At 62.3% G+C, this 22,428-nt stretch carries 21 protein-coding genes, 1 tRNA gene and 1 pseudogene; 9 read left to right on the plus strand and 14 right to left on the minus strand.

Features of this window, described 5'->3' with window-relative positions; all coding sequences use genetic code 11:
* Positions 1-14 precede the first annotated feature (14 nt).
* The 3 genes from FS777_RS09010 to FS777_RS09020 form a co-directional block, all read right to left on the minus strand.
* Positions 15-986: a magnesium and cobalt transport protein CorA gene (locus FS777_RS09010; RefSeq protein ID WP_058639729.1), complete on the minus strand. Its 972-nt coding sequence runs from the start codon at positions 984-986 to the stop codon at positions 15-17.
* 68 nt (positions 987-1,054) lie between these two features.
* Positions 1,055-1,768 (minus strand): 1-acyl-sn-glycerol-3-phosphate acyltransferase, encoded by a 714-nt coding sequence (locus FS777_RS09015; RefSeq protein ID WP_058605794.1) that lies wholly within the window; start codon positions 1,766-1,768, stop codon positions 1,055-1,057.
* 102 nt (positions 1,769-1,870) lie between these two features.
* Positions 1,871-2,560: a crotonase/enoyl-CoA hydratase family protein gene (locus FS777_RS09020; RefSeq protein WP_100851090.1), complete on the minus strand. Its 690-nt coding sequence runs from the start codon at positions 2,558-2,560 to the stop codon at positions 1,871-1,873.
* A gap of 198 nt (positions 2,561-2,758) precedes the next feature.
* On the opposite strand from FS777_RS09020, the gene FS777_RS09025 reads away from it, so the two are divergent.
* A tRNA-Ser gene (locus tag FS777_RS09025) sits at positions 2,759-2,848 on the plus strand.
* Positions 2,849-3,179: 331 nt separating this feature from the next.
* On the opposite strand, the gene FS777_RS09030 is transcribed toward FS777_RS09025, so the two are convergent.
* Together FS777_RS09030 and FS777_RS09035 are read right to left on the minus strand one after the other, a co-directional pair.
* A complete protein-coding gene (locus tag FS777_RS09030) occupies positions 3,180-5,312 on the minus strand; it encodes a TonB-dependent siderophore receptor (RefSeq protein ID WP_145255116.1) in 2,133 nt (710 codons plus the stop codon).
* A gap of 138 nt (positions 5,313-5,450) precedes the next feature.
* A complete protein-coding gene (locus FS777_RS09035) occupies positions 5,451-6,641 on the minus strand; it encodes an MFS transporter (RefSeq protein WP_058605791.1) in 1,191 nt (396 codons plus the stop codon).
* A 106-nt stretch (positions 6,642-6,747) separates the two neighbouring features.
* On the opposite strand from FS777_RS09035, the gene FS777_RS09040 reads away from it, so the two are divergent.
* Entirely contained in the window at positions 6,748-7,638 is an 891-nt protein-coding gene (locus FS777_RS09040) for a LysR family transcriptional regulator (RefSeq protein WP_058605790.1), read from the plus strand.
* Here FS777_RS09040 and FS777_RS09045 read toward each other — a convergent pair.
* Both FS777_RS09045 and FS777_RS09050 read right to left on the minus strand, forming a co-directional pair.
* Entirely contained in the window at positions 7,635-8,105 is a 471-nt protein-coding gene (locus FS777_RS09045; RefSeq protein WP_145255119.1) for a GreA/GreB family elongation factor, read from the minus strand. The two genes, FS777_RS09040 and FS777_RS09045, sit on opposite strands and share 4 nt — an antisense overlap.
* Positions 8,106-8,107: 2 nt before the next feature.
* Positions 8,108-8,506: a hypothetical protein gene (locus FS777_RS09050; RefSeq protein WP_078478189.1), complete on the minus strand. Its 399-nt coding sequence runs from the start codon at positions 8,504-8,506 to the stop codon at positions 8,108-8,110.
* Between the two features lie 129 nt (positions 8,507-8,635).
* Between FS777_RS09050 and earP the strand changes: the two genes are divergently transcribed.
* Both earP and efp read left to right on the plus strand, forming a co-directional pair.
* Entirely contained in the window at positions 8,636-9,769 is a 1,134-nt protein-coding gene (earP, locus tag FS777_RS09055) for an elongation factor P maturation arginine rhamnosyltransferase EarP (RefSeq protein ID WP_058639830.1), read from the plus strand.
* Between the two features lie 48 nt (positions 9,770-9,817).
* Complete coding sequence (efp, locus tag FS777_RS09060) at positions 9,818-10,387, plus strand: elongation factor P (protein WP_058639829.1); 570 nt, start codon at positions 9,818-9,820, stop codon at positions 10,385-10,387.
* A gap of 140 nt (positions 10,388-10,527) precedes the next feature.
* Here efp and FS777_RS09065 read toward each other — a convergent pair whose 3' ends face one another.
* A complete protein-coding gene (locus FS777_RS09065; RefSeq protein WP_058639828.1) occupies positions 10,528-10,983 on the minus strand; it encodes a MarR family winged helix-turn-helix transcriptional regulator in 456 nt (151 codons plus the stop codon).
* Between the two features lie 56 nt (positions 10,984-11,039).
* Complete coding sequence (locus FS777_RS09070; RefSeq protein WP_058639827.1) at positions 11,040-11,993, minus strand: LysR family transcriptional regulator; 954 nt, start codon at positions 11,991-11,993, stop codon at positions 11,040-11,042.
* A gap of 114 nt (positions 11,994-12,107) precedes the next feature.
* On the opposite strand from FS777_RS09070, the gene FS777_RS09075 reads away from it, so the two are divergent.
* The gene (locus tag FS777_RS09075; protein WP_145255122.1) at positions 12,108-12,857 is read left to right on the plus strand and encodes a sulfite exporter TauE/SafE family protein; all 750 of its coding nucleotides are present in this window, start codon (positions 12,108-12,110) and stop codon (positions 12,855-12,857) included.
* Positions 12,858-12,868: 11 nt separating this feature from the next.
* Here FS777_RS09075 and FS777_RS09080 read toward each other — a convergent pair whose 3' ends face one another.
* Positions 12,869-13,720 carry a LysR substrate-binding domain-containing protein gene (locus FS777_RS09080; RefSeq protein ID WP_023535366.1) on the minus strand — a complete coding sequence of 284 codons (852 nt, stop codon included), beginning with the start codon at positions 13,718-13,720 and terminating at the stop codon, positions 12,869-12,871.
* A gap of 97 nt (positions 13,721-13,817) precedes the next feature.
* Here FS777_RS09080 and FS777_RS09085 point away from each other — a divergent pair, with 97 nt between their 5' ends.
* Positions 13,818-14,036 carry a DUF1127 domain-containing protein gene (locus FS777_RS09085; RefSeq protein WP_058639825.1) on the plus strand — a complete coding sequence of 73 codons (219 nt, stop codon included), beginning with the start codon at positions 13,818-13,820 and terminating at the stop codon, positions 14,034-14,036.
* 39 nt (positions 14,037-14,075) lie between these two features.
* Here the strand turns inward: FS777_RS09085 and FS777_RS09090 are convergent, their stop codons facing one another.
* The gene (locus FS777_RS09090; RefSeq protein WP_058639832.1) at positions 14,076-15,422 is read right to left on the minus strand and encodes a class II 3-deoxy-7-phosphoheptulonate synthase; all 1,347 of its coding nucleotides are present in this window, start codon (positions 15,420-15,422) and stop codon (positions 14,076-14,078) included.
* 113 nt (positions 15,423-15,535) lie between these two features.
* Between FS777_RS09090 and FS777_RS09095 the strand changes: the two genes are divergently transcribed.
* Positions 15,536-16,291, plus strand: a complete 756-nt coding sequence (locus tag FS777_RS09095; protein WP_145255198.1) for a spermidine synthase — start codon at positions 15,536-15,538, stop codon at positions 16,289-16,291.
* Between the two features lie 396 nt (positions 16,292-16,687).
* Positions 16,688-18,393: pseudogene (locus FS777_RS09105) on the plus strand (DEAD/DEAH box helicase).
* Between the two features lie 65 nt (positions 18,394-18,458).
* Here FS777_RS09105 and FS777_RS09110 read toward each other — a convergent pair.
* Positions 18,459-19,226 (minus strand): class III extradiol ring-cleavage dioxygenase, encoded by a 768-nt coding sequence (locus FS777_RS09110; protein ID WP_145255125.1) that lies wholly within the window; start codon positions 19,224-19,226, stop codon positions 18,459-18,461.
* A gap of 100 nt (positions 19,227-19,326) precedes the next feature.
* On the opposite strand from FS777_RS09110, the gene FS777_RS09115 reads away from it, so the two are divergent.
* Complete coding sequence (locus FS777_RS09115; RefSeq protein WP_078478194.1) at positions 19,327-19,977, plus strand: thiopurine S-methyltransferase; 651 nt, start codon at positions 19,327-19,329, stop codon at positions 19,975-19,977.
* A gap of 79 nt (positions 19,978-20,056) precedes the next feature.
* On the opposite strand, the gene htpX is transcribed toward FS777_RS09115, so the two are convergent.
* Positions 20,057-20,944 carry a protease HtpX gene (gene htpX, locus FS777_RS09120; RefSeq protein WP_023535364.1) on the minus strand — a complete coding sequence of 296 codons (888 nt, stop codon included), beginning with the start codon at positions 20,942-20,944 and terminating at the stop codon, positions 20,057-20,059.
* A gap of 269 nt (positions 20,945-21,213) precedes the next feature.
* Positions 21,214-22,425: a pyridoxal phosphate-dependent aminotransferase gene (locus FS777_RS09125; protein ID WP_078478195.1), complete on the minus strand. Its 1,212-nt coding sequence runs from the start codon at positions 22,423-22,425 to the stop codon at positions 21,214-21,216.
* Between the last annotated feature and the right edge of the window lie 3 nt (positions 22,426-22,428).

Consider the following 22,428-nt stretch of genomic DNA (forward strand, 5'->3'; position numbering starts at 1 on the left):
GACCCCTATCTTGGTTACAACCAGCCGGATTTCTTGAAGCTGGCGAACAGGCCTGTGCACCCGGCCGCGATCACCCCCAGGACTACGTAATAGCCGTAGTGCCAGCTCAGCTCGGGCATGTTCTGGAAGTTCATCCCGTAGATGCCGGCAATGGCAGTGGGGAAGGCCAGAATAGCCGCCCAGGCGGCGAACTTGCGCTGCACGATGCTCTGGCGAGACGCTTCGAGCAGCATGCCGATCTCGATGGTCTGGCTGGCAATGTCGCGAATCCCGGCCAGGTCTTCCATCTGCCGGGTCACGTGGATCTGGACGTCACGAAAGTACGGGCGCATGTTCTTGTCGATGAAGGGAAAGCTCAGGCGCTGCAGTTCTTCGCTCACTTCCACCATAGGCGCCACATAGCGGCGCAGGCGCAGCAGATCGCGCCGCAGGCTGTGCAGGCGACGGATGTCGGCTTCAAGCAGCGAACCGCCCAGCACGCTCTGCTCCAGCGCTTCGATCTCCCCGTGAATCGCCTCGCTTACAGGCTGGTAGTTTTCGGTAACGAAGTCCAACAGCGCATACAACACGAAGTCCTCCCCGTGTTCGAGCAGCAACGGCCGTGCTTCGCAGCGCTCGCGCACTAGGGCATAGGATTTGGAATGGCCATTGCGACAGGTAATCACGTAGCCAGTGCCGGCGAAGATGTGGGTTTCGATGAACTCCAGCCGACCCTGCTGGCGCACGGGTGAATAGGTGACGATGAACAAGGCGTCGCCGAAGGTTTCCAGCTTCGGCCGGCTGTGCTTCTCCAGGGCGTCTTCGATGGCCAGTTCGTGCAGGTTGAACTGGCGCTGCAGGTTGGCCAGTGCTTCGGCGTCGGGCTCCTCCAGCCCGATCCACACGAAGTGGCCCGGTTTGCGCGCCCACTCGCTGCCTTCATCGATACTGATGTTGGTGACCTTCCTACCGGCGCTGTATACCGCCGCTGCCACGACTCGCCCCATGACTGCCCGCTTTCTTGTGGTTGAACACGCCTTACAGCTTGGGCTGTAGCGGGCGCGAGAGCAACGGGTCAGGGCAGTTCGTTTTCCATCCGGTCGATGCACTGCTGCATTTGCGTGCGGCACTGCTCGATCAGCGCAGGCAGGTCTTGTTGCGTCATGCCGGTGGTAGCAATGGGGGGCAAGGAGCGCACGATCACCGTCCGGCGGCGCCAGCTGTTGAGGTCCAGCCGGTGTGCATAGCGGCTCACGCACACAGGTACGATGGGTACCCCGGCCTCGATGGCCATGTGGAATGCGCCTTTCTTGAACGCCAGTAGCTGTTCACCGGCGTTGCGTGTGCCTTCAGGGAATATCCAGATGGAGGTGTCGTTCTGCAGGACGCGGGTGGTCTTTTGCAACGCCTTGCGGGCCTGGTAGGCGTTCTTGCGGTCGACCAGCACGTTGCCGCCCAGCCAGAACAACTGCCCGAACAGCGGAATCCAGCCCAGGCTTTTCTTGCCGATGGCCACGGTGCGTTGCGGAACCACCTGGCCCAGGACGAACAGGTCGAAGTTGGATTGGTGGTTGGCGATGATGACGCAGCCAGGCGGCTGATCCCACAAAGGCCCCACCTGAGCCTGGACCTTCAGGCGCATCAGCCAGGTGGCCGGCACGCTGTAGAGCCGGGCGAACACGCGGCTGTTGTCGGGATTGAACGGGCGGCACAGGCCAATGATCAGCCCCACGGCGCCAACGGCGAGAAAATGCAGCGCCAGCAGGAACATGCGAAGAACGTAAAGCATGGTACGACTCACACCAGACAGTCGCCCGGCAGTGTACGACTGTGCACTGGCCGGGGCAAACCTTGGTGTAGGTTGAGTGGGCGATCTGTGCAGGTGATGGGGTCACCCCATGTGTTGCTGGTCTTGCTCGATAGCCTTGTCCAGGGCTTCGAGTAGGCCCTTGCGGACCTTGAGCTTGGTGTTCTTGTGGGCCAGCATGTTCAGCTGCTTGAGCGCTTGTGCTGCAGCCAAGGCGGTATCCATCAGTTGCTCGGCGGGCACGACCTTGTCCAGAAAGCCTGCATCCACCGCCCCTTGGGGGTCGAACACTTCGGCGTTGATCACCGAGCGGTGGAAGGCCGAGCGGCGCAGGCGGTCACGGGCCAGTTCGATGCCCGCGTGGTGCATGGTCATGCCGATCTGCACTTCGTTCAGGCACACCTTGTACGGGCCCTCGACGCCAATGCGGTAGTCGGCCGACAGCAGCAGGAACGCCCCTTTGGCCACGGCGTTGCCCGGGCAGGCCACCACCACTGGAAACGGGTGCGACAACAGACGGCGCGCCAGGGTGGAGCCTGCGGTGACCAACTCGATGGCTTCTTTGGGACCGCGGGTCATGACTTTCAGGTCGTAGCCGCCCGACAGAATGCCTGGCTGCCCAGTAATGATCACCACCGCCCGGGCCTCGAGGGCGCGATCAAGCGCTGCATTGAACGCGTCGATGACCTCCGGCGAGATGGCATTGACCTTGCCATTGTTCAGGGTCAGGGTGGCGATGCCGTCTTCGGCATGGTAGGTGATCAGCTCGCTCATGGCAGAGTCCTTTTGTTGGCGTGGCGCTGACGTTACCCAGCGGCGCAGGCCAGGTAAAGCAGCAAGGCTGACCGGCCAGTCAGCCGCTGACGACGGCCGGATGCAAATGCATGAAAAAACTGAAAAAAATGCTTGCCAAAGGAAACGTCTTTCACTAAATTAGCGCACCTCGACAGGCCGTACGGCTTGAAGATAAACGGTGAAGTGTCCGAGTGGTCGAAGGAGCACGCCTGGAAAGTGTGTATACGAGAAATCGTATCAAGGGTTCAAATCCCTTCTTCACCGCCACATTCTACGAAGAGCCCCTGTGCTGAAAAGCACGGGGGCTTTTTGTTTTTGGGGTAGCTATTTGGGTTGCCGGTGGTGTGTGAGGCACGGGCTGCAGCTTTGGAGCAGGCATTGCCGGGGCCGCGCTGCGGCCCATCGCGGCACAAGGCCGCTCCTACGCTGGATTCAATAGCCTTCGGGTGTGGTGCAGGGTCGTTAATACGCAGGTACAGCGTGAACTCAGGGGGCACGCGGTATCCCTGTAGGAGCGGCCTGGTGCCGCGATGGGCCGCGCCGCGGCCCCCGGCAATGCCTGCTGCGAAGCTAGTAATCCCACTCACCCCACTACAACTCAAAAACTCACCGAAGCCGATAACCGTGCCGTACGCGGCGCCCCCTGGAACAGGTAGTTATCCCCCAGATAATCCCCCACATCCCGCCAGTAACGTTTGTCGAAGACGTTGTCCACTGTCAGCCGCAGCGCCGTGTCATACCCCCCGATGCGCGTCTGATAGCGCCCGCCTAGGTCGAACACGGTATACCCGCCCACCGCCACGTTGCCTGTATGGTCGGCGTACTTGCGGGCGCTGTAGCGGACCCCGCCCAAGAGCGCCAGCCCTGGCACCGGCAGGCTGTACTGCGCCTGCAGGGCTACCCGGAACCTTGGCACGTTGATGGCCTGATGCCCCTCACGCTCAGCGGTGCCGCTGCCCACCACCCGCGCACGAATGGCGGCCGCGCTGGCCTGCAATTGTAAGTTGGATGTCACCCAACCGCTGGCCCCGAGTTCCAGCCCTGTGTTTTTCTGCTGGCCTTGCTGCACATAGGTGAAGACGCCGTCGCCGTCAGGGCGCGCGTACTGGTACGCCTGACGAATCTGGAACAACGCAGCGCTCACGCTCAGCGCCTCCCAGTCATGCTTGAGGCCCACTTCCAGCTGGCGCGAGAGGGTAGGGGCAAGGATCTGCGCAGCGTTTTGGGTAAACCAAGGTGCAGTGCCGCCCGCCGAAAGCCCTTTGGCATAACTGGCATAAAGGATGGTGTCTGGCGCAGGTTTGTAGACCAGCGCTGCGTTGGGCAGCAGTTGATATTGGCGAGTGTGCCGCCCGGCAGTGCCGGTTTCGTCCCAGGTGCGTTCATCCAGACGCACTTCCCGGGCGCCCAGTATGGCTTGCCAGTGCTCATTGAACGTCACCCGGTCAGTGACGAAGAGCCCGTACTGGCGGCTGTCCAGGCGCCTTTCGCTGGCGCCGACGGGTTGATCTGAGGGGGGAAGGGCAGGCGCGACTTCGCCCAGGGTGCCGGTGCCGAGCCACACGTTGTAGTACGGGCGCAGGTCCAGTGTACGGCGCTGGGCGCTGGTGCCCAGGGTCAACGCGTGGCCTAGGCCCAGCGCATCGAAGCGCCCATCGAGCGTGGCCTGCGCTTCGTCGATACGCCGGGTGTCGTCGGGGCTGCGAAAATCATAGATGTCGTAGTCGCCGGCACTGCTGAAAAAGGCGCCTTCGCCCGACCCCCAGGCAAAGGCACTGTAGTCGTCGATCACCGCCTGGCTGCGTGAGGCGCTGACGGTGCCTGTCCAGGCCTCGCTGAAGCGGTACTCCAGGCGCCCGCCCAGGTTCAGCGAATCGGTTTGCACAGGCTTGGCCCACTGCTGGTAGGCCAGGCGGTCCTTGGGGTCCACGTCGTGAGGCAGGCGCGTGCCGCCCAGCAGCTGATAACCCGGTACCGAGCGTTGCTGGCGGTGCTGGTAATCGGCATCCAATTGCAAGGTGGCGTCCGGGCTGATCTGCCAGTCAAACGCCAGCGCCGCGAAATCACGCTGGCCGTCGGCATGCGCGACATAGGAACGGATGTCCTCATGCGCCAGGTTCACCCGCAGGCCAAACTGCTGCTGGTCGCCGAACCAGCCGCCGACGTCGGTGGCCAGGTAACGTTCGCCCTGCTCGTTGGTGGACACCGTGACCCGGCGCACGGGCTCGGCCCGCTTGGTTACATAGTTGACCAGGCCGCCTGGCGACGACACGCCGCTTTGCAGCCCCGACAGACCCTTGAGCAGTTCCACCTGCTGCTTGTTCTCCAGGGCCACGTTCTGCTCGCCGACAAGGGTGTGGCCGTTGAGGCGGTAGCTGCTGGCGGCGTTGAGCTCGAAGCCGCGCACGTTGAAGTTCTCGTAGTACCCGACCGGTGCGTAGCTTTCCCCCACCGAAGCGTCGCCTTGCAGCACTTCGCTAAGCAGGCGTACCTGCCGATCTTCCAGCAAAGGCTGGCTGAAGACGCTGATCGATGCCGGGGTGTCAAGCAGGGGGGCAGCCTGAAAACTGCCCACGGCAGCTTCACGTGCCTGGTAGCCATCGTTGCCGTAGGTATCGGATACCTCAAGCGGGTCCAGTTGCACCCCTTGGGCTGCGAACGCCGCAGGGCATTGCAGGGCCAAGCCCAGGCTTAAAAGGCCAAGGGGCAAGCGAGGATGAGGCGGGGGCATGCGTGGGGCTCCTGAAGGCGCGGCACAGGCTGTGAAAAAGCCCGCATAGTATCAGTCGCTTAAGGTAATGGGCGCAGACAAAAGCCTTGGGGGCGTCTTAGGGCGGGGCTGCGCGCCAAGCAGCCCCCGTAGGCACGGCTACTGGCGCACCAAGGCTTCGGGTTTGGCTTTACGCGCGGCTACCCACCAAACGATCAACGCCAACGCACCAATCACCAGGCCTGCCAGCACGATGCCTGGCCAGCCCTGGCGCTGGAACAGTTGCGTGCCCAGCAGCGACCCCAGGGCGCCACCGATGAAATAGCATGTGATATAGCCCGCGTTCAGACGGGTCCGCGCTTCGGGGCGTAGGGCGATAACCGCGTTCTGGTTGCTCACATGCACCAGCTGCACGGCCAGGTCGAGCATCAGCACGCCCAGCAGCAAGGCCAGCAAGGACTGCTCGGCAAAGCCCAGCGGTACCCAGGACAGCAGCAAGACCACCAGCCCCACCGTGGTCCCCAGCGAGCCCTTGCCATGGTCAGCCAGCCGCCCGGCCCAGTTGGCCGAAAGCGCCCCGGCCGCACCCGCCAGGCCGAACAGGCCGATCACCGCGTCGGAGTAGTGATAAGGCTCGTTGGCCAGCAGAAATGCCAGGGGCGTCCAGAACAGCGCGAACAGGCTGAACGCCAGCAGGCCCAGCAGCGAGCGCAGGCGCAGCACCGGCTCTTCGATGAACAGGCGGAACACGGAGCCAATCAGGGCCGGATACCGCAGGCCTGCATGGCTGTGATGCTCCGGCAGGCTACGGTGCAGGGCCAGGGCCGTGATACCCATCAGCACCGCAGCCAGCACGTAGATGCTGCGCCACCCGCCCAGTTCGGCCATGAAGCCTGCGGCCGTACGCGCCAGCAAGATGCCCAGCAACAGGCCGCTCATCAAGGTGCCGATGGCACGCCCCCGTTGATTGGGCTCGCTCAGCGAGGCGGCCATGGGCACCAGGATCTGCGCCACCACGGAAAACAACCCGGTCAACGTGGTACCCAGTATCAACCAGGGCAGGCTGGGGGCACAGGCACTGATGACCAGGCCAAGCGTGGCGATCACGGTCATCACGGTGATCAGCCGGCGTTGTTCGAACAGATCGCCCAGCGGTGCCAGCAGCAACAGGCCGGCCCCGTAGCTGAGCTGCGCGGCAATCACGATGCTGCCGGCGCTGGCAGTGCTCAGGCCGAACTGCTGGGCGATGCTGTGCAGCAGGGGTTGAGCGTAGTAATTGCTGGCCACGGCCAGGCCAGTGGCCGTGGCCATCAGCAGAATCAGGGCACGGCTGAGGGTTGGGGTGTGCATTGGGGTTCTCGTGACAGGCAGTGAAGTGGAAAAGATTATCGCCATCCGAGACGCATGACACCAATGTATAGTGCTCACGCCATCGATCGTGAAAGCAGATAGATCCATGAACCTCAAACAGCTCGAATACGCCTTGGCCGTGGCCGAGACCGGCAGTTTTACCCGTGCCGCCGAGCGCTGCCATGTGGTGCAGTCGGCCCTCAGTCATCAGGTGGCCAGGCTGGAAGGCCAGCTGGGTGTGAGCCTGTTCGAGCGCACCTCGCGCCGGGTGTGCCTGACCCCGGCAGGCGAGGCGTTCGTGCTCAGCGCCCGGCCAGCCGTGGAGGCAGCGCGCCGCATCGCCGACGATGTGGCGGCCGCCTGTGGCCAGGTTCGCGGTCGACTGACCATTGGCGAAATCAGCTCGCTGACGGCCCTGGACCTGGTCGATCTGCTTGCCGATTTTCACGGGCACTATCCGGATGTGGACGTGCGTTGGCTCACGGCAAAGAGCGAACTGCTGGTCGCCGATGTGCTCGAACGCCGACTGGATGTGGGTTTCATCGGCTTGTGGGAAGGCGAGGGCGTGCAGGGTGTGCAGCATCGCCTGCTGGCTCGGGAAGCACTCGTCGCCGTGCTTCCACCCACCCACCGCCTGGCCGGACACGGGCAACTGACACTCGCCGACCTGGTCCGGGAGGTGCTGGTGGATTTCCCGGAAGGCACGGGTGCACGTCGGCAGACCGACGAGGCTTTCCAGGCGGCAGGGCTGCACCGTCGGGTGCAGTTCGAGATCGGTCATGTGCAGCTGGTGGAGAAGTTCGTGCAGCGCGGCATGGCGATCGGCCTGGTGCCGGAGCGGGTGGCCCAGGGCTTTGACGGCGTGGCCGTGGTGCAACTGCTCGATGCGCCAGTGCGGCACCTGTACGCGATCTGGTCGGCCCATCCGACACCCGCCGCCCGAGCCTTTCTAGAGCTTATGGAGCAGCGCTTGGGGGCGATTGAGGGCAGGCGCTAGATCACCTCGACGACTGTCCAGCGTGTGGCATTGAGACAGACCTCGTCGTCAATGTGCTTGCCCATCAGTTGTTGCCCCAAAGGTGAGCGCGGCGTGATCACCATGACCATCCCATCGCCCGTGCCGATTTTCAGCCCGGCCGCCTCTGGCCCGATGATCAGCCTGCGGCATTGGCCCTGTTCATCTTCCAAGGTGACCACCTGGCTTACCTGCACCCCTTGCTGAGGGTCGTAGTCGCGCAGCTTCAGTTGCCGATAGGTGTGCAGTGCCTGGCGGATTTCGGCGCTGCGCCGGGCCTGGCCGGTGGCCAGGTAGGAGGCTTCCAGGCCCAGCGTGTCGTACTTGTTCTCGGCGATGTTTTCTTCGGCAGTCGCAGCTTCATAGGCGCTCTGCGCTGCCCGGGTTACCACATCCAGGTCGTGTTCAAGGGCCGTGATGATCTGCGCTATCAGGTGGGGCTTGTTCATGATCAGTAACAGAACTCCAGCACGTTGGCTTGGCTTTTGTCTGTAGGGGCCGTGCGATTCTGCTGCAACCAGAACTGGCACTTGGGGCTGTTGAGGTTGCGCGGGTTGCCTTGGGCGGCTTCGGCAGCCTGTTCCAGTTGCTGCTTGCGCAGCATGTCCTTGTAACGCTCGAACATTTCGCCCTGGGCGTCCGGTGGCTGGGTGACGGTCGGGGGCGTAGTGGCGTGGGGGGCGTCTTGCGTGGTGGCTGACGCCGGTGCTTCGGCCGGGGTGGGCATAAGCTGGTCTGCAAGCCACAGGCTGGCAGCAATGGCCAGGGCGCCCAGCCATAGCCCCAGCGCAATGCTCAGTATCAGCGGCAAGGGTTTGAGTGTGATCGTCAATTCGCGGCGACGGGGCATGGTTGCTTCCTGGCAAGGTGGGCACTGGCGCATTGTTGCATGCAAGCCGGCCTTTTTTCGCCCACGGCTGTCTTTGGTGACAATTTATGCGCAGAATCCGCAGCTTTGGCACGGGTTAGGGAGCCCAGCATGACAGCCACTTGGGACATCTTTTGCAGCGTCGTGGACAACTACGGCGATATCGGTGTGACCTGGCGCCTGGCCCGGCAACTGGTGGCCGAGCACGAGGTGGCCGTACGCTTGTGGGTTGATGACCTCAATGCCTTCGTGCCCATGTGCCCTGGCGCAGATGCCACGGCGGCGCAGCAATGGCTGCGGGGTGTAGAGGTGCGTCAGTGGTCGCCTACCTGGGTGCCGGTGGAGCCGGGTGATGTGGTGATCGGCGCATTCGCCTGCCAACTGCCCGACGCTTTTGTCCAGGCCATGCGAGCGCGTAACCATCCGCCTGTGTGGCTGAACCTTGAATACCTGAGCGCCGAGCCTTGGGTGGAAGGTTGTCATGGGCTGCCATCACCGCAGCCAAACGGGCTGCGCAAGGTGTTTTTCTTTCCAGGCTTCACCGAAAAGACCGGTGGACTGCTTCGCGAGCATGACCTGCTGCCAAGGCGTGACGCCTTCGAGTCGTCCAACCGAGCGCGAGCAACGTTTCTAGAGGCCTTAGGGGTGGCGCCTGGGCAAGATGCGCTGTTGATCATGCTATTTGCCTACGAGAATCCGCAGCTTGCCAGCTGGTTGCAGGCGCTGGCCACCGACCCGCAGGCGTGCCATGTGCTGGTACCGCAAGGACGGAGCATCGCCGGGCTTGCGCAGTGGCTGGGGGTAACGCAGCTGGAGGCGGGCGATGTGCATGTGCGCGGGTCATTGACGGTGCAGGTGTTGCCTTTCGTCAGTCAGGACGACTTCGACCGGCTGTTGTGGAGCTGCGATTTCAACGCCGTACGGGGCGAAGATTCCTTCGTTCGCGCCCAGTGGGCCGCCAAGCCCATGCTTTGGCACATCTACGTGCAGGAAGAAAACGCTCACTGGGAAAAACTCGAGGCGTTCCTGGCGCTTTATCGACGTGGCTTGTCGGACGAGGCGCAAGCTGCCCTGCTCGGGCTGTGGCGCGCCTGGAACATGGACCAGGACATGGGGCAGGCCTGGCGCGCGGCCCGCGCATATTGGGCGCAATTGCAGCAGCATGCCCGCTGTTGGGCTGCTCAGCAGGCCGCTGGGCCGGACCTTGCCAAGGCGCTAGTACACTTTTGTGGAAATTCGCTATGATATGCGGCCTCGATTTTTATAAATCCATCCAGATTCGGATACTGCGTAATGAAAACTGGTAAAGAACTGAAACCCGGTACCGTCCTGCGGATCGACAACGACCCGTGGCTGGTTCAGAAAGCTGAGTTCACCAAGTCGGGCCGTAACAGCGCGATCATGAAGACCAAGCTCAAGAACCTGCTGACCGGCTACAAGACCGAAACCGTATACGGTGCGGACGACAAGCTGGACGACGTGATCCTGGACCGCAAGGAAGCCACGCTGTCGTTCATCAGCGGTGATTCATACAACTTCATGGACACCACCGACTACACCATGTACGAGCTGAACGCCGAGGACATCGAAGCCGTTCTGCCGTACATCGAAGAAGGCATGGAAGATGTCTGTGAAGCCGTCTTCTTCGAAGACCGCCTAGTCTCGGTAGAACTGCCGACCACCATCAGCCGTCAGGTCGTCTACACTGAGAACGCCGCGCGCGGTGACACCTCGGGTAAGGTGATGAAGCCTGCCAAGCTGAAGAACGGTACCGAGATCTCGGTGGCGGACTTCATTCAGATCGACGAGTGGATCGACATCGACACCCGCGACAACAGCTTCAAAGGTCGCTCCAAGAAGTAATGCTTCCTGGGTAGCCTGAAGCACCGCTACTGTCTGGTGCTTATTTGGGGCCGCAAAGCGGCCCCAACTGTTAATCCCACGCAAAACTGGGTTTTACAGCACCGCCTCTGCGCAGCGCCGCTCCAACCCAAGGTCCCCCCTCACAACGTCCTCTGCAAGCTCTCGCGCAGTGCCAGTAAATCTGCCTGCAGCTTTTGCAGCCCCTCATGGGTACGCCCACTGGCCTTGAGAATCAGCTGAGGCACTTCTTCAGCCTGCTTCTGCAACTTGCGCCCTTTGTCTGTCAGCTGCACCAGCACAACCCGCTCATCTTCACGGCTGCGGGTGCGCTTGAGCAGGCCTTCGCTTTCCAGGCGCTTGAGCAACGGTGTCAGTGAACCTGGGTCAGTGAGCAGGTGCTGGCTGATTTCGCCCACGGTCAAACCATCGTGCTCCCACAACACCAGCATCGCCAGGTATTGCGGGTAAGTCAGGTTGAGGGCCTGAAGCAAGGGCTTGTACACCTTCGTCATCAGTAACGAGGTGGAATGCAGCGCGAAGCAGACCTGGTTCTCCAGTAGCAGTTCGGCGCCAGAGGCTTTGTTATCGGCGTTCATGCAGGTCCTTGAATTCGTTGAATAAGAAACTAGCACGCTGATGGTGGGTACGCTTACTACCAGCGTAATTCACTGCGCAGTGCCAGATCCCACGGCGGGACTGGGCTAAAGCGGCTCTTGAGGAATTCGAGCAGCAATCGGCTGCGAGAGTTCGTTTCATGTTCAAGGCGAAGTGCATAAATGCCGCTCGTCTCCGGTTGGGGCAAGCCAGCGTCGCAAAAAAGCGCGATCAATTCCCCGCGCAGCAGGTATTCACTGGTCAGCCACGTCGGTAAATGGGCGATTCCCAGCCCGGCCAGGGCGCCGAACAGAAGTGTTTCGGCATTGTTGGCAACCATGCGCATGCGCGAGGGCCGGTACAGACGTGTCTGGCCGTCCACCTCGAATCTCCAGGCGAACGGGGGTGCCAGGCCGTCCCAGTCCAGGCCGTCATGCCCGGGCAATTGGCTGGGGCACTTGGGCAAGCCCCGTGCCGCCAGGTAGGCGGGGCTGGCGCAGGCGATGCGCACCATGTCGGCAAGGGGTGTCGCCACCAGGCGTGTATCGGCCAGCGGACCTGCCCGTAACACCAGGTCGACTTCCCCCAAATGGCTACCGTGCATGTCGACGAAGCTGTCGATCAAGCGCAACTGCACGTCAAGGCCAGGGTAGGCCACCAGAAAATCGGCGATCGCCGGTGCCAGATGACGACGCCCGAAGGCCGCCGGTGCATCCATGCGTATCAAGCCTTCCGGGGCATTGCTCAGCGACACCGCTTCAGCCCGGGCCAGGCGCAACTCATCGATGACATGCCTGGCGCGTTCGGCAAACGCATTGCCCGCAGGCGTTGGCCGCACGGCGTGGGTGCTGCGGCTGAACAGGCGGCTGCCGAGGGCTCGCTCCAGGTTGTCGATACGCCGGGCAACTGCTGAAGGCGTCAGCGGGTGACGCCGGGCCGCGCCGGAAAAGCTCCCGGTTTCCAGTACATCCAGAAACAAGCTCAGTTGATCGATCAATGCATCGGGGTTCATGGGCAAATTCGCTTATGCAGGAAACGCACAGCCATTGTGCGTGGCTGTGCGTTTCGCTGCCAGCGTGCAGCCGCTAGCATGACGATCCCTGTGCACGATAAAAGTGGAAGGCTGATGATCGAGTGGGTGCTGTACGGCGTATTGGGTGTCGCCCTGGGAACCGTGGGTGGGCTTTTCGGCATCGGTGGCGGCCTGATTGCCATCCCGGCCCTTGGCGTGTTGTTCGGGCTTGACCAGCAATTGGCGCAGGGCACGGCGTTGGTCATGGTCGTGCCCAACGTGCTATTGGCGTTATGGCGCTATCACCAGCGCAACCGCATCGAGCTGCGGCATGCCTTGCCGCTGTCCTTGTGCAGCTTTGTGTTCGCGTGGTTGGGGTCGATCTGGGCGGTGGGGTTGGACGCACATGCCATGCGCTTGGGCTTCGTGGGCTTTCTGGTGGCGCTGGCGATCTGGAACGTGGCCAGGATGTTCATGAAAGTCAGCCCTGCCAGTACCGAGCTGCGTCATCCCTGGCCTTGGCTTGGCGTTCTCGGCAGCTTCGCCGGGACCATGGGCGGGTTGTTCGGCGTCGGTGGCGCGGTCGTCGCCACGCCCCTATTGACCAGCGTGTTCGGTGCCACCCAGGTGGTGGCGCAAGGGTTGTCGCTGGCCCTGGCCGCGCCGAGTACGTTGGTCACCTTGGTGACCTACGCCGTGCACCACAGTGTGGACTGGGGCGTGGGTATCCCGCTTGCGGTAGGCGGGCTGTTGAGCATCAGCTGGGGCGTGAAGTTGGCCCACGCCTTACCGGAAAAGGCGCTGCGGGCGATGTTCTGCGTTTTCCTGGTGGCCTGCGCGGTCATGCTGGGTTTCGAACTGTAGCCCCAGGCGTGTCACTTGAACCCTTCGATGATGTACTGCGCCATGCAGTCGGTGATGGGGGAGGGTGACTGACCGCCACGTACCAGCATGACGTTGGCCAGCGGCAATTCAGGCAAGCCTTCGGCTTCGCCGAGTACCCGCAGATTGCCGCCGATCAGGCTCTGCAGCTGGGCGGTCACCGCAAGCCCTGCGGTGACCACGGCAAAAATCGCTGAGAGGCTGGGGCTTGTATAGGCCACTCGGTAGTCGATGCCCTGGGTTTCCAGTGCGTTACAGGTCCAGGCGCGGCAGAAGCATTCGGTGTTGAACAATGCCAGTGGCATGGGGCGCTGCTCGTGCGGGCAGAAGCCCTCGGCCGCGGCCCATACCAGCCGCTCCTGGCGTAACAATTGGCCGATCTCGTTGCCGGGCTCGCGGGTGACGATGGTCAGGTCCAGGTCCTTGCGCAGCATCAGTTGGCGTGAGGTATCGCAGTGCACCTCCACCTGAACCAAGGGGTAGGCTTTGGCGAAGCTGGACAAGATGCTCGGCAGAAAACGCATGGCGTAGTCGTCCGGCGTACCGATACGCACCAGGCCCACCATGTGCGGCATGCGCAGCGTGTTGAAGACTTCGCCGTGCAGCTTGAGGATGCGCCGGGCATACCCCAGCAACACCTGACCTTCGGCGGTCAGGCGCACCTGCCGCCCCTCGCGCTCGAACAAGGGCCGCTGAAGGATATCTTCTTCCAGGCGCTTCATCTGCATGCTGACGGCCGATTGGGTGCGGTTGACCACTTCACCAGCTCGGGTGAAGCCACCTTGCTCGGCAATGGCAACGAAGGTGCGTAACACATCGGCGTCAAGGCTCTGGTACTGGGACATTGCATCAATCTCCGAGATGCATGGCATCAGAAACATTCGTTGGATTGATCTTAATCGGCGCGTGAGACTGAAGCCATCGATAACGGAGGGCTTCACGATGAAAGGTACGATCAGCAACGCAGAGGCTTCGGCCATTTCGTTCAGGCCGCTGTGGCGGGCGACCTGGGGGCGAGTGGCCCGGTGGTTGGAGCTGCACCGCCAGCGTCAGCAGCTTGCCAGCCTGAGCGATGCCATGCTTCACGACCTGGGTTTGAGCAGGGCCGATACTCATCAGGAAATTGAGCGGCACTTCTGGGACGACCCGCTGTGCAAGTGAGCCCAGCGGTGTCCTTGCCTGGCGTTTCGGGGCTGTCGTTTAGCGCCGCACCTGTTTCAATGTTTCAGCGATCAGGAACGCCAATTCCAGCGACTGGTCGGCGTTCATTCGCGGGTCGCAGTGGGTATGGTAGCGATCCGACAGGGCATCCTCGGTGATCGGGCGAGCCCCACCGATGCATTCGGTGACGTTCTGCCCGGTCATCTCGATATGAATACCGCCCGCATGGCTGCCTTCGGCTTGGTGCACCTGGAAGAACTGCTTAACCTCGTCCAGGATCTGGGCGAAGTCGCGAGTCTTGTAGCCGCTGCTGGCCTTGATGGTATTGCCGTGCATCGGGTCCGAACTCCACAGCACCTTGCGACCCTCTCGCTCGACGGTGCGGATCAGCCCCGGCAAATGGTCCCCGACCTTGCCCGCGCCCATGCGCACGATCAGGTTCAGGCGCCCTGGGTCGTTGCCGGGGTTGAGGATGTCGATCAGGCGGATGAGCGCCTCTGGGTCCATGCTCGGGCCCACCTTGACCCCAATCGGGTTGTGCACCCCACGCAAGAACTCCACGTGTGCGCCATCGAGCTGGCGGGTGCGATCGCCGATCCAGAGCATGTGCGCGGAGCAGTCGTAGTAGTCGCCGGTCAGGCTGTCCTGGCGCACGAAGGCCTGTTCGTAGTTCAGCAGCAGGGCTTCGTGGGCCGTGAAGAAGCTGGTCTCACGCAGCTGGGGGGCGCTGTCCAGGCCACAGGCGCGCATGAACGCCAGGGTTTCGTCGATGCGGTTGGCCAACTGGTGGTATTTGTCGGCCAGCGCCGAATTGGCGATGAAGTCCAGGTTCCACTTGTGCACCTGGTGCAGGTCGGCAAAGCCGCCTTGGGCAAAGGCGCGCAACAGGTTCAGGCTGGCCGTGGACTGGTGGTAGGCCTGCAGCAAGCGCTCTGGGTCGGGGATGCGGCTCTTGGCATCGAAGCCGATACCATTGACGATGTCGCCGCGGTAGGCGGGCAGTGTAACGCCGCCTAGGGTTTCGTCACCGGCCGAGCGAGGCTTGGCGAATTGCCCGGCCATGCGCCCTACCTTGACCACGGGGCAACCGGCGGCAAAGGTCATGACGATGGCCATTTGCAGCAGCACCTTGAAGGTGTCGCGAATCTTGGCTGCGGAAAATTCCGCGAAGCTCTCGGCACAGTCGCCACCTTGCAGGAGAAACGCCCGGCCTTCGGTCACCTCGGCGAACTGGCGTCGCAACTCGCGGGCTTCGCCAGCGAACACCAACGGCGGGTAACTGGCCAGGGTTTGCTCGACCTTGTGCAGGTGCGCAGTGTCAGGGTAGACGGGTTGTTGCTGGATCGGCAGGGCACGCCAGCTGTCAGGGCTCCACGTTTGGGTCATTTCAGGCTCGGTCATGTAGGTTGCAGGCTGGCAGCCATGGTAACAGCTGGCACCGTGCTTGTTGCTAGCACCGGTGTTGACGGACAATGCAGCTTTTGCGGGGTGATTGGCACATGGTGGCGCAACGGCAGGAACGGTTGCTGGCACGCGTGGAGGATGCCTTTGGCGTCATCAGCGTGTACGAGGTGGATGATTACCGTTTCCTCGAATTCGGCGACGCCATCGAGCAGAGCTGCGTGTTCACGGCGGACCCCAGCTGGCTGGAGTACGACTATACCCGCGCCATGCTGGTAGGGGCGCTCTGCCATGGGCAGCCGGAAAGTGCGCTGTTCCTGGGGCTGGGCGCCGGAACCCTGACCCAGGCGTGCATGAAGTTTCTGCCCCTCGAAGACATCGAGGCCATCGAGCTGCGCCCGGATGTGCCACGTCTGGCCATGGAGCACCTTGGCCTGGACGATGACCCACGGCTGTACGTGCGCATTGGCGATGCTGTCGAACTGCTGCCAACCACGGAAAAGACCGACTTGCTGTTCGTCGACCTTTATACCGACCATGGCCCTGGCGTGGGGCATCTGGCTTGGAAGTTTCTGGAGGGCTGCCAGCAACGCCTCAACCCCGACGGCTGGCTGGTGATCAATCAGTGGGCCACCGACGAGGGCAAGCCGCTTGGGGCGGCATTGCTGCGCGGGTTGTACCACCGCCATTACTGGGAGTTGCCGGTCAAGGAGGGCAACGTGATCGTGCTGGTGCCAGCCGATCTGGAGCAGACCCTGGACATGGCGGGGCTGCGGGCACGGGCCGAGGCGCTGGCACCACGCCTGGGGTATAGCCTTGAAGGGTTGATCAAGGAAATTCGCCCGGCCAGTTGAGCCGGGCGTGTGGGATGAGCTTGCAGGGGCCGCTGCGCAGTCATGCAGAGGCTCCGAGAAGCAAACCCGTAGCATTTCAGTAGCTTGGCGACAATCCAAACAACGCCCATTGAGGTGCAAAAGATGTATCGTTTCAGCCACCCCTAGCCGACATCCCTCCCACACCCCGCGGTCTGAAAAAATTCCTCCCGTCCCGTTCGATTTCAGGTATAGTACGCGCCGGTCTTTTAGCGGGCCTCAAAAATCAGGCGGTGCAAATCCTCCGAGTCCAGCTTCGGCTGCACGTCCGCTAGGCGGACCTTCCCAAGTATCTTTTTCAATCGTTTTCGCAAATCCCCGCCGCCAAAGCTGCCTGGGTGACCTGTCGGTCTTTCATGGCTTGTGCAGCTTTGGAGCATGGGTCTTTGCGGATGCACTCTAGAGGCAGACCCATGACCCAGGAAATCGCCGGCTTCGCCGCTCTCGATCTCAATCCGAACATTGTTGCCGCTGTCGTGGCCACCGGCTATGAAGAGCCGTCGGCCATTCAGCAGCAATCGATCCCGATCATCCTCGCCGGTCACGACATGATCGGCCAGGCGCAGACAGGCACCGGCAAGACCGCTGCCTTCGCTCTGCCGATCCTCAACAAGATCGATGTGAGCAAGCGCGAGCCGCAAGCCCTGATCCTGGCACCAACCCGTGAGTTGGCGCTGCAAGTTGCAACCGCTTTCGAAACCTACGCCAAGCAGATGCCGGGCGTGAACGTCGTGGCCGTCTACGGTGGTGCCCCGATGGGCCCGCAGTTGCGCGCCATCCGCAACGGCGCGCAAATCGTCGTCGCCACCCCAGGCCGTCTGTGCGACCACTTGCGTCGTGACGAGAAGGTCCTGTCGACCGTGCAGTACCTGGTACTGGACGAAGCCGACGAGATGCTCAAGCTGGGCTTCATGGACGACCTCGAAGTGATCTTCGATGCCATCCCGGCTACGCGTCAGACCGTACTGTTCTCCGCGACCCTGCCGTCGTCGATCCGCTCGATCGCCGAACGTCACCTGCGTGAGCCCAAGCACGTCAAGATCCAGAGCAAGACCCAGACCGTCACCGCGATCGATCAGGCTCACCTGATGGTACATGCCGACCAGAAGATCCCGGCCGTGCTGCGTCTGCTGGAAGTCGAAGAGTTCGACGCGCTGATCGCCTTCGTGCGCACCAAGCAGGCTACCCTGGACCTGGCTGCCGCATTGGAAGCCAAGGGTTACAAGGCTGCTGCGCTGAACGGCGACATCGCCCAGAACCAGCGTGAGCGTGTGATCGACTCGCTCAAGGATGGCCGCCTGGACATCGTCGTCGCCACCGACGTCGCTGCCCGTGGCCTGGACGTGCCGCGCATTACCCACGTGTTCAACGTCGACATGCCGTACGACCCAGAGTCCTACGTTCACCGTATTGGCCGTACCGGCCGTGCGGGTCGCGAAGGTCGCGCACTGCTGCTGGTGACGCCCCGTGAGCGCCGCATGCTGCAGGTGATCGAGCGCGTGACTGGTCAGAAAGTTGCCGAAGCGCGCCTGCCCAACGGCCAGGCGGTGCTTGATGCCCGTATCAAGAAGCTGACCAACAGCCTGGCGCCGCTGGTTGCCGAAGCCGAAGCCACCCACGGTGAGCTGTTCGACCGCCTGACCGCCGACCTGGGCTGCAGCGCTCGCGCGCTGGCTTCTGCCCTGCTGCGCAAGGCCACCAATGGCCAAGCCCTGGACCTGGCAGCGGTAGAACGCGAACAGCCGCTGGTGCCAAGCTTCGCACCGCGTGGCGAGCGCACCGAACGTGGCGAGCGCCCGGACCGTGGCGAGCGCGAGCGTCGTGCGCCACTGCCGCTGGCAGAAGGCCGCGTACGCTGCCGTACCGCCCTGGGCGCACGTGACGGTATCGCCGCCAAGAACCTGCTGGGCGCCATCCTCAACGAAGGTGGCCTGGCGCGTGATGCCATTGGTCGCATCCAGGTGCGTGATAGCTTCAGCCTGGTCGAGCTGCCGGAGGATGGCCTCGAGAAGCTGTTGACCAAGCTCAAGGACACTCGCGTCGCTGGCAAGCAGCTCAAGCTGCGTCGCTACCGCGAAGATTGATCCCCAAGCAGTGAAAAATCCCCGGCCTAGGTCGGGGATTTTTTTTGCAAGCAATCAGGCGCTGCCTAATCGAATCGGTAGATATCCATCCCCAGCGCACCCAAGGCAAAGCCTTGGTGCACCACACCAAAAGCCCCGCCCGCGCCTAGGGCGAAGAACAGCGGCAGCAGATGCTCATCGCTTGGATGGTTGCGCACTGCAAACGGCGCCTGCGCCCTGTAGTCGAGCAGGGCCTGGGAGTCGTCGATCTGCAACTTCTCTACCATCCAGTTCCTGAAGGCCAGCGCCCACGGTGCCATCTTGTCTGGTCCAGCCTGCCAGTCCAGTTCTCCAAGATTATGCGTGATGCTGCCAGAGCCAATCAGCAGGACACCCTCTTCGCGCAGCCCGGCCAGGGCCTGGCCAATGCGTACCTGCACCGTGGGGCCCAAATGGCTGGGCAAGGACACCTGCACCAGCGGGATCTGTGCCTGCGGATACATCAGCGATAACGGTACCCAGGCGCCATGATCGAATGGCCGCTCGGCGTCTGGGTGAGCGGGTAGCCCGGCCGCCTGCAAACGCTCACAGATACGTCGCGCCAGGTCCGGATCGCCCGGTGCTGGGTACTGCACGGCGTACAGCGCTGCAGGAAAGCCAGCAAAGTCATGCCAGGTGTCCGGCCTTGCGCCGCTCGTTACCGCCAGATCGCGGCTTTCCCAGTGGGCCGATACCACGACAATCGCACGTGGCGTAGGCAGCTGTTGGGCCAAGCGCGCCAGTGCAGGCCCGCTAGCGCCGGGTTGCAATGCCAACATGGGTGAGCCGTGGGAGATGAACAAGCTGGGCAGCATGGCAGGGTCCTGAGGGTTAAGATGCACGCATCTTCGGCCAAGCCTTGATCGAATCCAAATCAAGTTATGGCTATGAACCATCGAATAATCGGGAGCAAACATGGAACCTGCATTCTGGCAGCAGCGGTGGGCCGACAATCAGATTGGCTTTCATCAAGCCCAGGTTAACCCCTACCTGCAGGCCTATTGGCCTGGCTTGCATCTGGCAGCCAACAGCAAGGTCCTAGTGCCCTTGTGTGGCAAGAGTTTGGACGTACGGTGGCTGGCCGGGCAGGGGCACCGCGTGATGGGGGTCGAGTTGTCTCGTCGGGCAGTGGAAGATTTCTTCCGTGAACAGGGGCTTGAGGCACAGGTTTCACACACAGGTGCATTCGAAGTCTGGCGCCATGGGCCGATAGAGCTGTGGTGCGGCGACTTTTTTGCGTTGTCGCGCAGCGACGTGGGTGACTGTACTGCGCTCTACGACCGAGCGGCCTTGATCGCCTTGCCCTCGGCAATGCGGGAGCAGTATGTCCGAGCGCTAGCGGTTCTGTTGCCTGCCGGCAGCCAGGGGTTGGTGGTGACCTTGGACTATGACCAGGCGCTGGTGGCCGGGCCGCCGTTTTCGGTGAGCGACGACGCGTTGCGGCAAGGGTTCGCCGGCTGGCAAGTGGATGAGCTCGAGGCGGTGCAGGTGATCGAGCAGAGCCCGAAGTTCGTGCAGGCGGGAGCCTCGAGCTTGTGGGAGAGGGTCTATCGGGTCAGCCGTTGAAACCGTCACCCAGCCTTGCCGCGTTATCGAGCACTCACAAAAAAGGCGACCGAGGTCGCCTTTTGCAGGGTGGGGCGGATCAACCGCGGCGGCGCAGGGCGTCGATGCGGTCTTCCAGCGGCGGGTGGCTCATCAGCAGGCCGGCCAGGCCCTGCTTGAGGCCGCCATTAATGCCAAAGGCCTTGAGCGTATCGGGCATGTGGACCGGCAGGCCCTGCTCCACACGCAGGCGCTGCAGGGCGCCGATCATGGCCGATGTGCCAGCCAGGCGAGCGCCGGCTTCGTCTGCGCGATACTCGCGGCGGCGCGAGAACCACATGACGATGATGCTGGCCAGAATGCCCAGAATCAGTTCGGCCACGATGGTCGCGACGTAGTAGGCGATACCCTGGCCTTCCTCGTTCTTGAAGATGACCTTGTCGACAAAGTTGCCGATGATCCGGGCGAAGAACATCACGAAGGTGTTCACCACGCCCTGGACCAGCGCCAGGGTGACCATGTCGCCGTTGGCAACGTGGCCGATCTCGTGCGCCAGCACCGCGCGCACTTCATCGGGCGAGAAACGCTCCAGCAGGCCCTGAGAGACCGCTACCAGCGCATCGTTACGGTTCCAGCCGGTGGCGAAGGCGTTGGCTTCATAGGCCGGGAAAATACCCACTTCCGGCATCTTGATGCCAGCCTCGCGGGACAACTCCTCGACCGTTTGCAGCAGCCACTGCTCATGACGGGTACGCGGCTGGCTGATGATCTGGGTGCCGGTGCTCATCTTCGCCATCCACTTGGAGATGAACAGCGAAACCAGCGAGCCGGCGAAACCGAACACCGCACAGAACACGAGCAGGCTGCCAAGGTCGAGGTCGACCCCGTTGGCCGCCATGAACCCGTTGAAACCGAACAGGCTCAGGGTAATGCTTGCAACCAGCACCACCGCAAGGTTGGTGGCCACAAACAACAGAATGCGCATCATGGTTGTTACGTTCTCCTGACGGATGAATTGTCGCTTACTGCGGGGTATATAAGGGGCCTGCCGCCGGGATTCAATCGACGGACTATTTCAAACTGTGTAAGCCGCAGTATGGCAGAGGAGGGGAAGCCGGCTGTGGGATAGAGCATTGCAGGATGTAAGAAACATGCTACGGCGCGCGCAAGGCTGCTCTTTTTCCTATGGCGGGCTCGCCAGCGCTCACAGCTTCAACCACGATTTCAGCCAACTGTGAGCGCCCGCGACGCGTGTGCTTACTGCGAATAGGTCCTGAGGAAATTGCCGATTCGTCCGATGGCTGCTTCCAGGTCATCTACGCGGGGCAGTGTCACCACACGGAAATGGTCCGGCCAAGGCCAATTGAACGCAGTGCCCTGGACGATGAGCAGCTTCTCGGACAGCAGCAGGTCCAAGGCAAATTTCTCGTCGTTGAGGATCGGGCAGACCTTCGGGTCGATCCTCGGGAACGCATACAGCGCGCCCATGGGCTTGACGCAGCTCACGCCAGGGATGTCGTTAAGCAGTTCATAGGTGCGGTTGCGCTGCTCCAGCAAGCGCCCTGGCGGCAGCACCAGGTCGTTGATGCTCTGGTAGCCACCCAGTGCTGTCTGAATGGCGTGCTGGGCCGGTACGTTGGCGCACAAGCGCATGTTGGCCAGCATGTCGATGCCTTCGATGTAGCTCAGGGCATGGTGCTTGGGCCCGGAAATGATCAGCCAGCCGGAGCGAAAGCCTGCCACGCGGTAGGACTTGGACAGGCCGTTGAAGGTCAGGCACAGCAGGTCCGGTGCCAGGGAGGCCGTGCTGATATGCACCGCCTCGTCATAAAGAATCTTGTCGTAGATTTCGTCTGAGAACACCACCAGGTTGTGCTGGCGAGCCAGTTCCAGCATGCCCCGCAACAGCTCCTTGGAGTAGACCGCGCCCGTTGGGTTGTTGGGGTTGATGATGACCAGTGCCTTGGTGTTGGGGGTGATCTTGGCCTTGATGTCCTCCAGGTCCGGGAACCAGTCGGCTTGCTCGTCGCACAGGTAGTGCACCGGTTTACCACCGGCCAGGCTTACGGCTGCCGTCCACAGGGGGTAGTCGGGGGCGGGGATGAGCACCTCGTCACCGTTGTTCAGCAGGGCCTGCATCGACATGACGATCAACTCGGACACGCCGTTGCCCAGGTAGATGTCTTCGATGCCGACGCCTTCGATGCCCTTTTGCTGGCAGTACTGCATCACCGCCTTGCGTGCGCTGAACAGGCCTTTGGAATCGCTGTAGCCCTGCGCGGTAGGCAGGTTGCGGATCACGTCCTGCAGAATTTCATCGGGCGCCTCGAAACCGAACGGCGCCGGGTTGCCGATGTTCAGCTTGAGGATGCGGTGGCCTTCCTCTTCCAGGCGCTTGGCGTGCTTGAGCACAGGGCCGCGAATGTCGTAGCACACATTGGCGAGCTTGTTCGATTTGCTGAACTGCATGAT

Origin of the sequence: Pseudomonas sp. DE0157 (genome assembly GCF_007678615.1) — a bacterium.
GTDB classification, from domain to species: Bacteria; Pseudomonadota; Gammaproteobacteria; order Pseudomonadales; family Pseudomonadaceae; genus Aquipseudomonas; species Aquipseudomonas parafulva_B.

Coding starts and splice junctions, on each gene's coding strand:
- FS777_RS09010 (WP_058639729.1), bottom strand. CDS start 986: ATGGGGCGAGTCGTGGCAGCGGCGGTATACAGCGCCGGTAGGAAGGTC.
- FS777_RS09015 (WP_058605794.1), bottom strand. CDS start 1,768: ATGCTTTACGTTCTTCGCATGTTCCTGCTGGCGCTGCATTTTCTCGCC.
- FS777_RS09020 (WP_100851090.1), bottom strand. CDS start 2,560: ATGAGCGAGCTGATCACCTACCATGCCGAAGACGGCATCGCCACCCTG.
- FS777_RS09030 (WP_145255116.1), bottom strand. CDS start 5,312: ATGCCCCCGCCTCATCCTCGCTTGCCCCTTGGCCTTTTAAGCCTGGGC.
- FS777_RS09035 (WP_058605791.1), bottom strand. CDS start 6,641: ATGCACACCCCAACCCTCAGCCGTGCCCTGATTCTGCTGATGGCCACG.
- FS777_RS09040 (WP_058605790.1), top strand. CDS start 6,748: ATGAACCTCAAACAGCTCGAATACGCCTTGGCCGTGGCCGAGACCGGC.
- FS777_RS09045 (WP_145255119.1), bottom strand. CDS start 8,105: ATGAACAAGCCCCACCTGATAGCGCAGATCATCACGGCCCTTGAACAC.
- FS777_RS09050 (WP_078478189.1), bottom strand. CDS start 8,506: ATGCCCCGTCGCCGCGAATTGACGATCACACTCAAACCCTTGCCGCTG.
- earP (WP_058639830.1), top strand. CDS start 8,636: ATGACAGCCACTTGGGACATCTTTTGCAGCGTCGTGGACAACTACGGC.
- efp (WP_058639829.1), top strand. CDS start 9,818: ATGAAAACTGGTAAAGAACTGAAACCCGGTACCGTCCTGCGGATCGAC.
- FS777_RS09065 (WP_058639828.1), bottom strand. CDS start 10,983: ATGAACGCCGATAACAAAGCCTCTGGCGCCGAACTGCTACTGGAGAAC.
- FS777_RS09070 (WP_058639827.1), bottom strand. CDS start 11,993: ATGAACCCCGATGCATTGATCGATCAACTGAGCTTGTTTCTGGATGTA.
- FS777_RS09075 (WP_145255122.1), top strand. CDS start 12,108: ATGATCGAGTGGGTGCTGTACGGCGTATTGGGTGTCGCCCTGGGAACC.
- FS777_RS09080 (WP_023535366.1), bottom strand. CDS start 13,720: ATGTCCCAGTACCAGAGCCTTGACGCCGATGTGTTACGCACCTTCGTT.
- FS777_RS09085 (WP_058639825.1), top strand. CDS start 13,818: ATGAAAGGTACGATCAGCAACGCAGAGGCTTCGGCCATTTCGTTCAGG.
- FS777_RS09090 (WP_058639832.1), bottom strand. CDS start 15,422: ATGACCCAAACGTGGAGCCCTGACAGCTGGCGTGCCCTGCCGATCCAG.
- FS777_RS09095 (WP_145255198.1), top strand. CDS start 15,536: ATGGTGGCGCAACGGCAGGAACGGTTGCTGGCACGCGTGGAGGATGCC.
- FS777_RS09110 (WP_145255125.1), bottom strand. CDS start 19,226: ATGCTGCCCAGCTTGTTCATCTCCCACGGCTCACCCATGTTGGCATTG.
- FS777_RS09115 (WP_078478194.1), top strand. CDS start 19,327: ATGGAACCTGCATTCTGGCAGCAGCGGTGGGCCGACAATCAGATTGGC.
- htpX (WP_023535364.1), bottom strand. CDS start 20,944: ATGATGCGCATTCTGTTGTTTGTGGCCACCAACCTTGCGGTGGTGCTG.
- FS777_RS09125 (WP_078478195.1), bottom strand. CDS start 22,425: ATGCAGTTCAGCAAATCGAACAAGCTCGCCAATGTGTGCTACGACATT.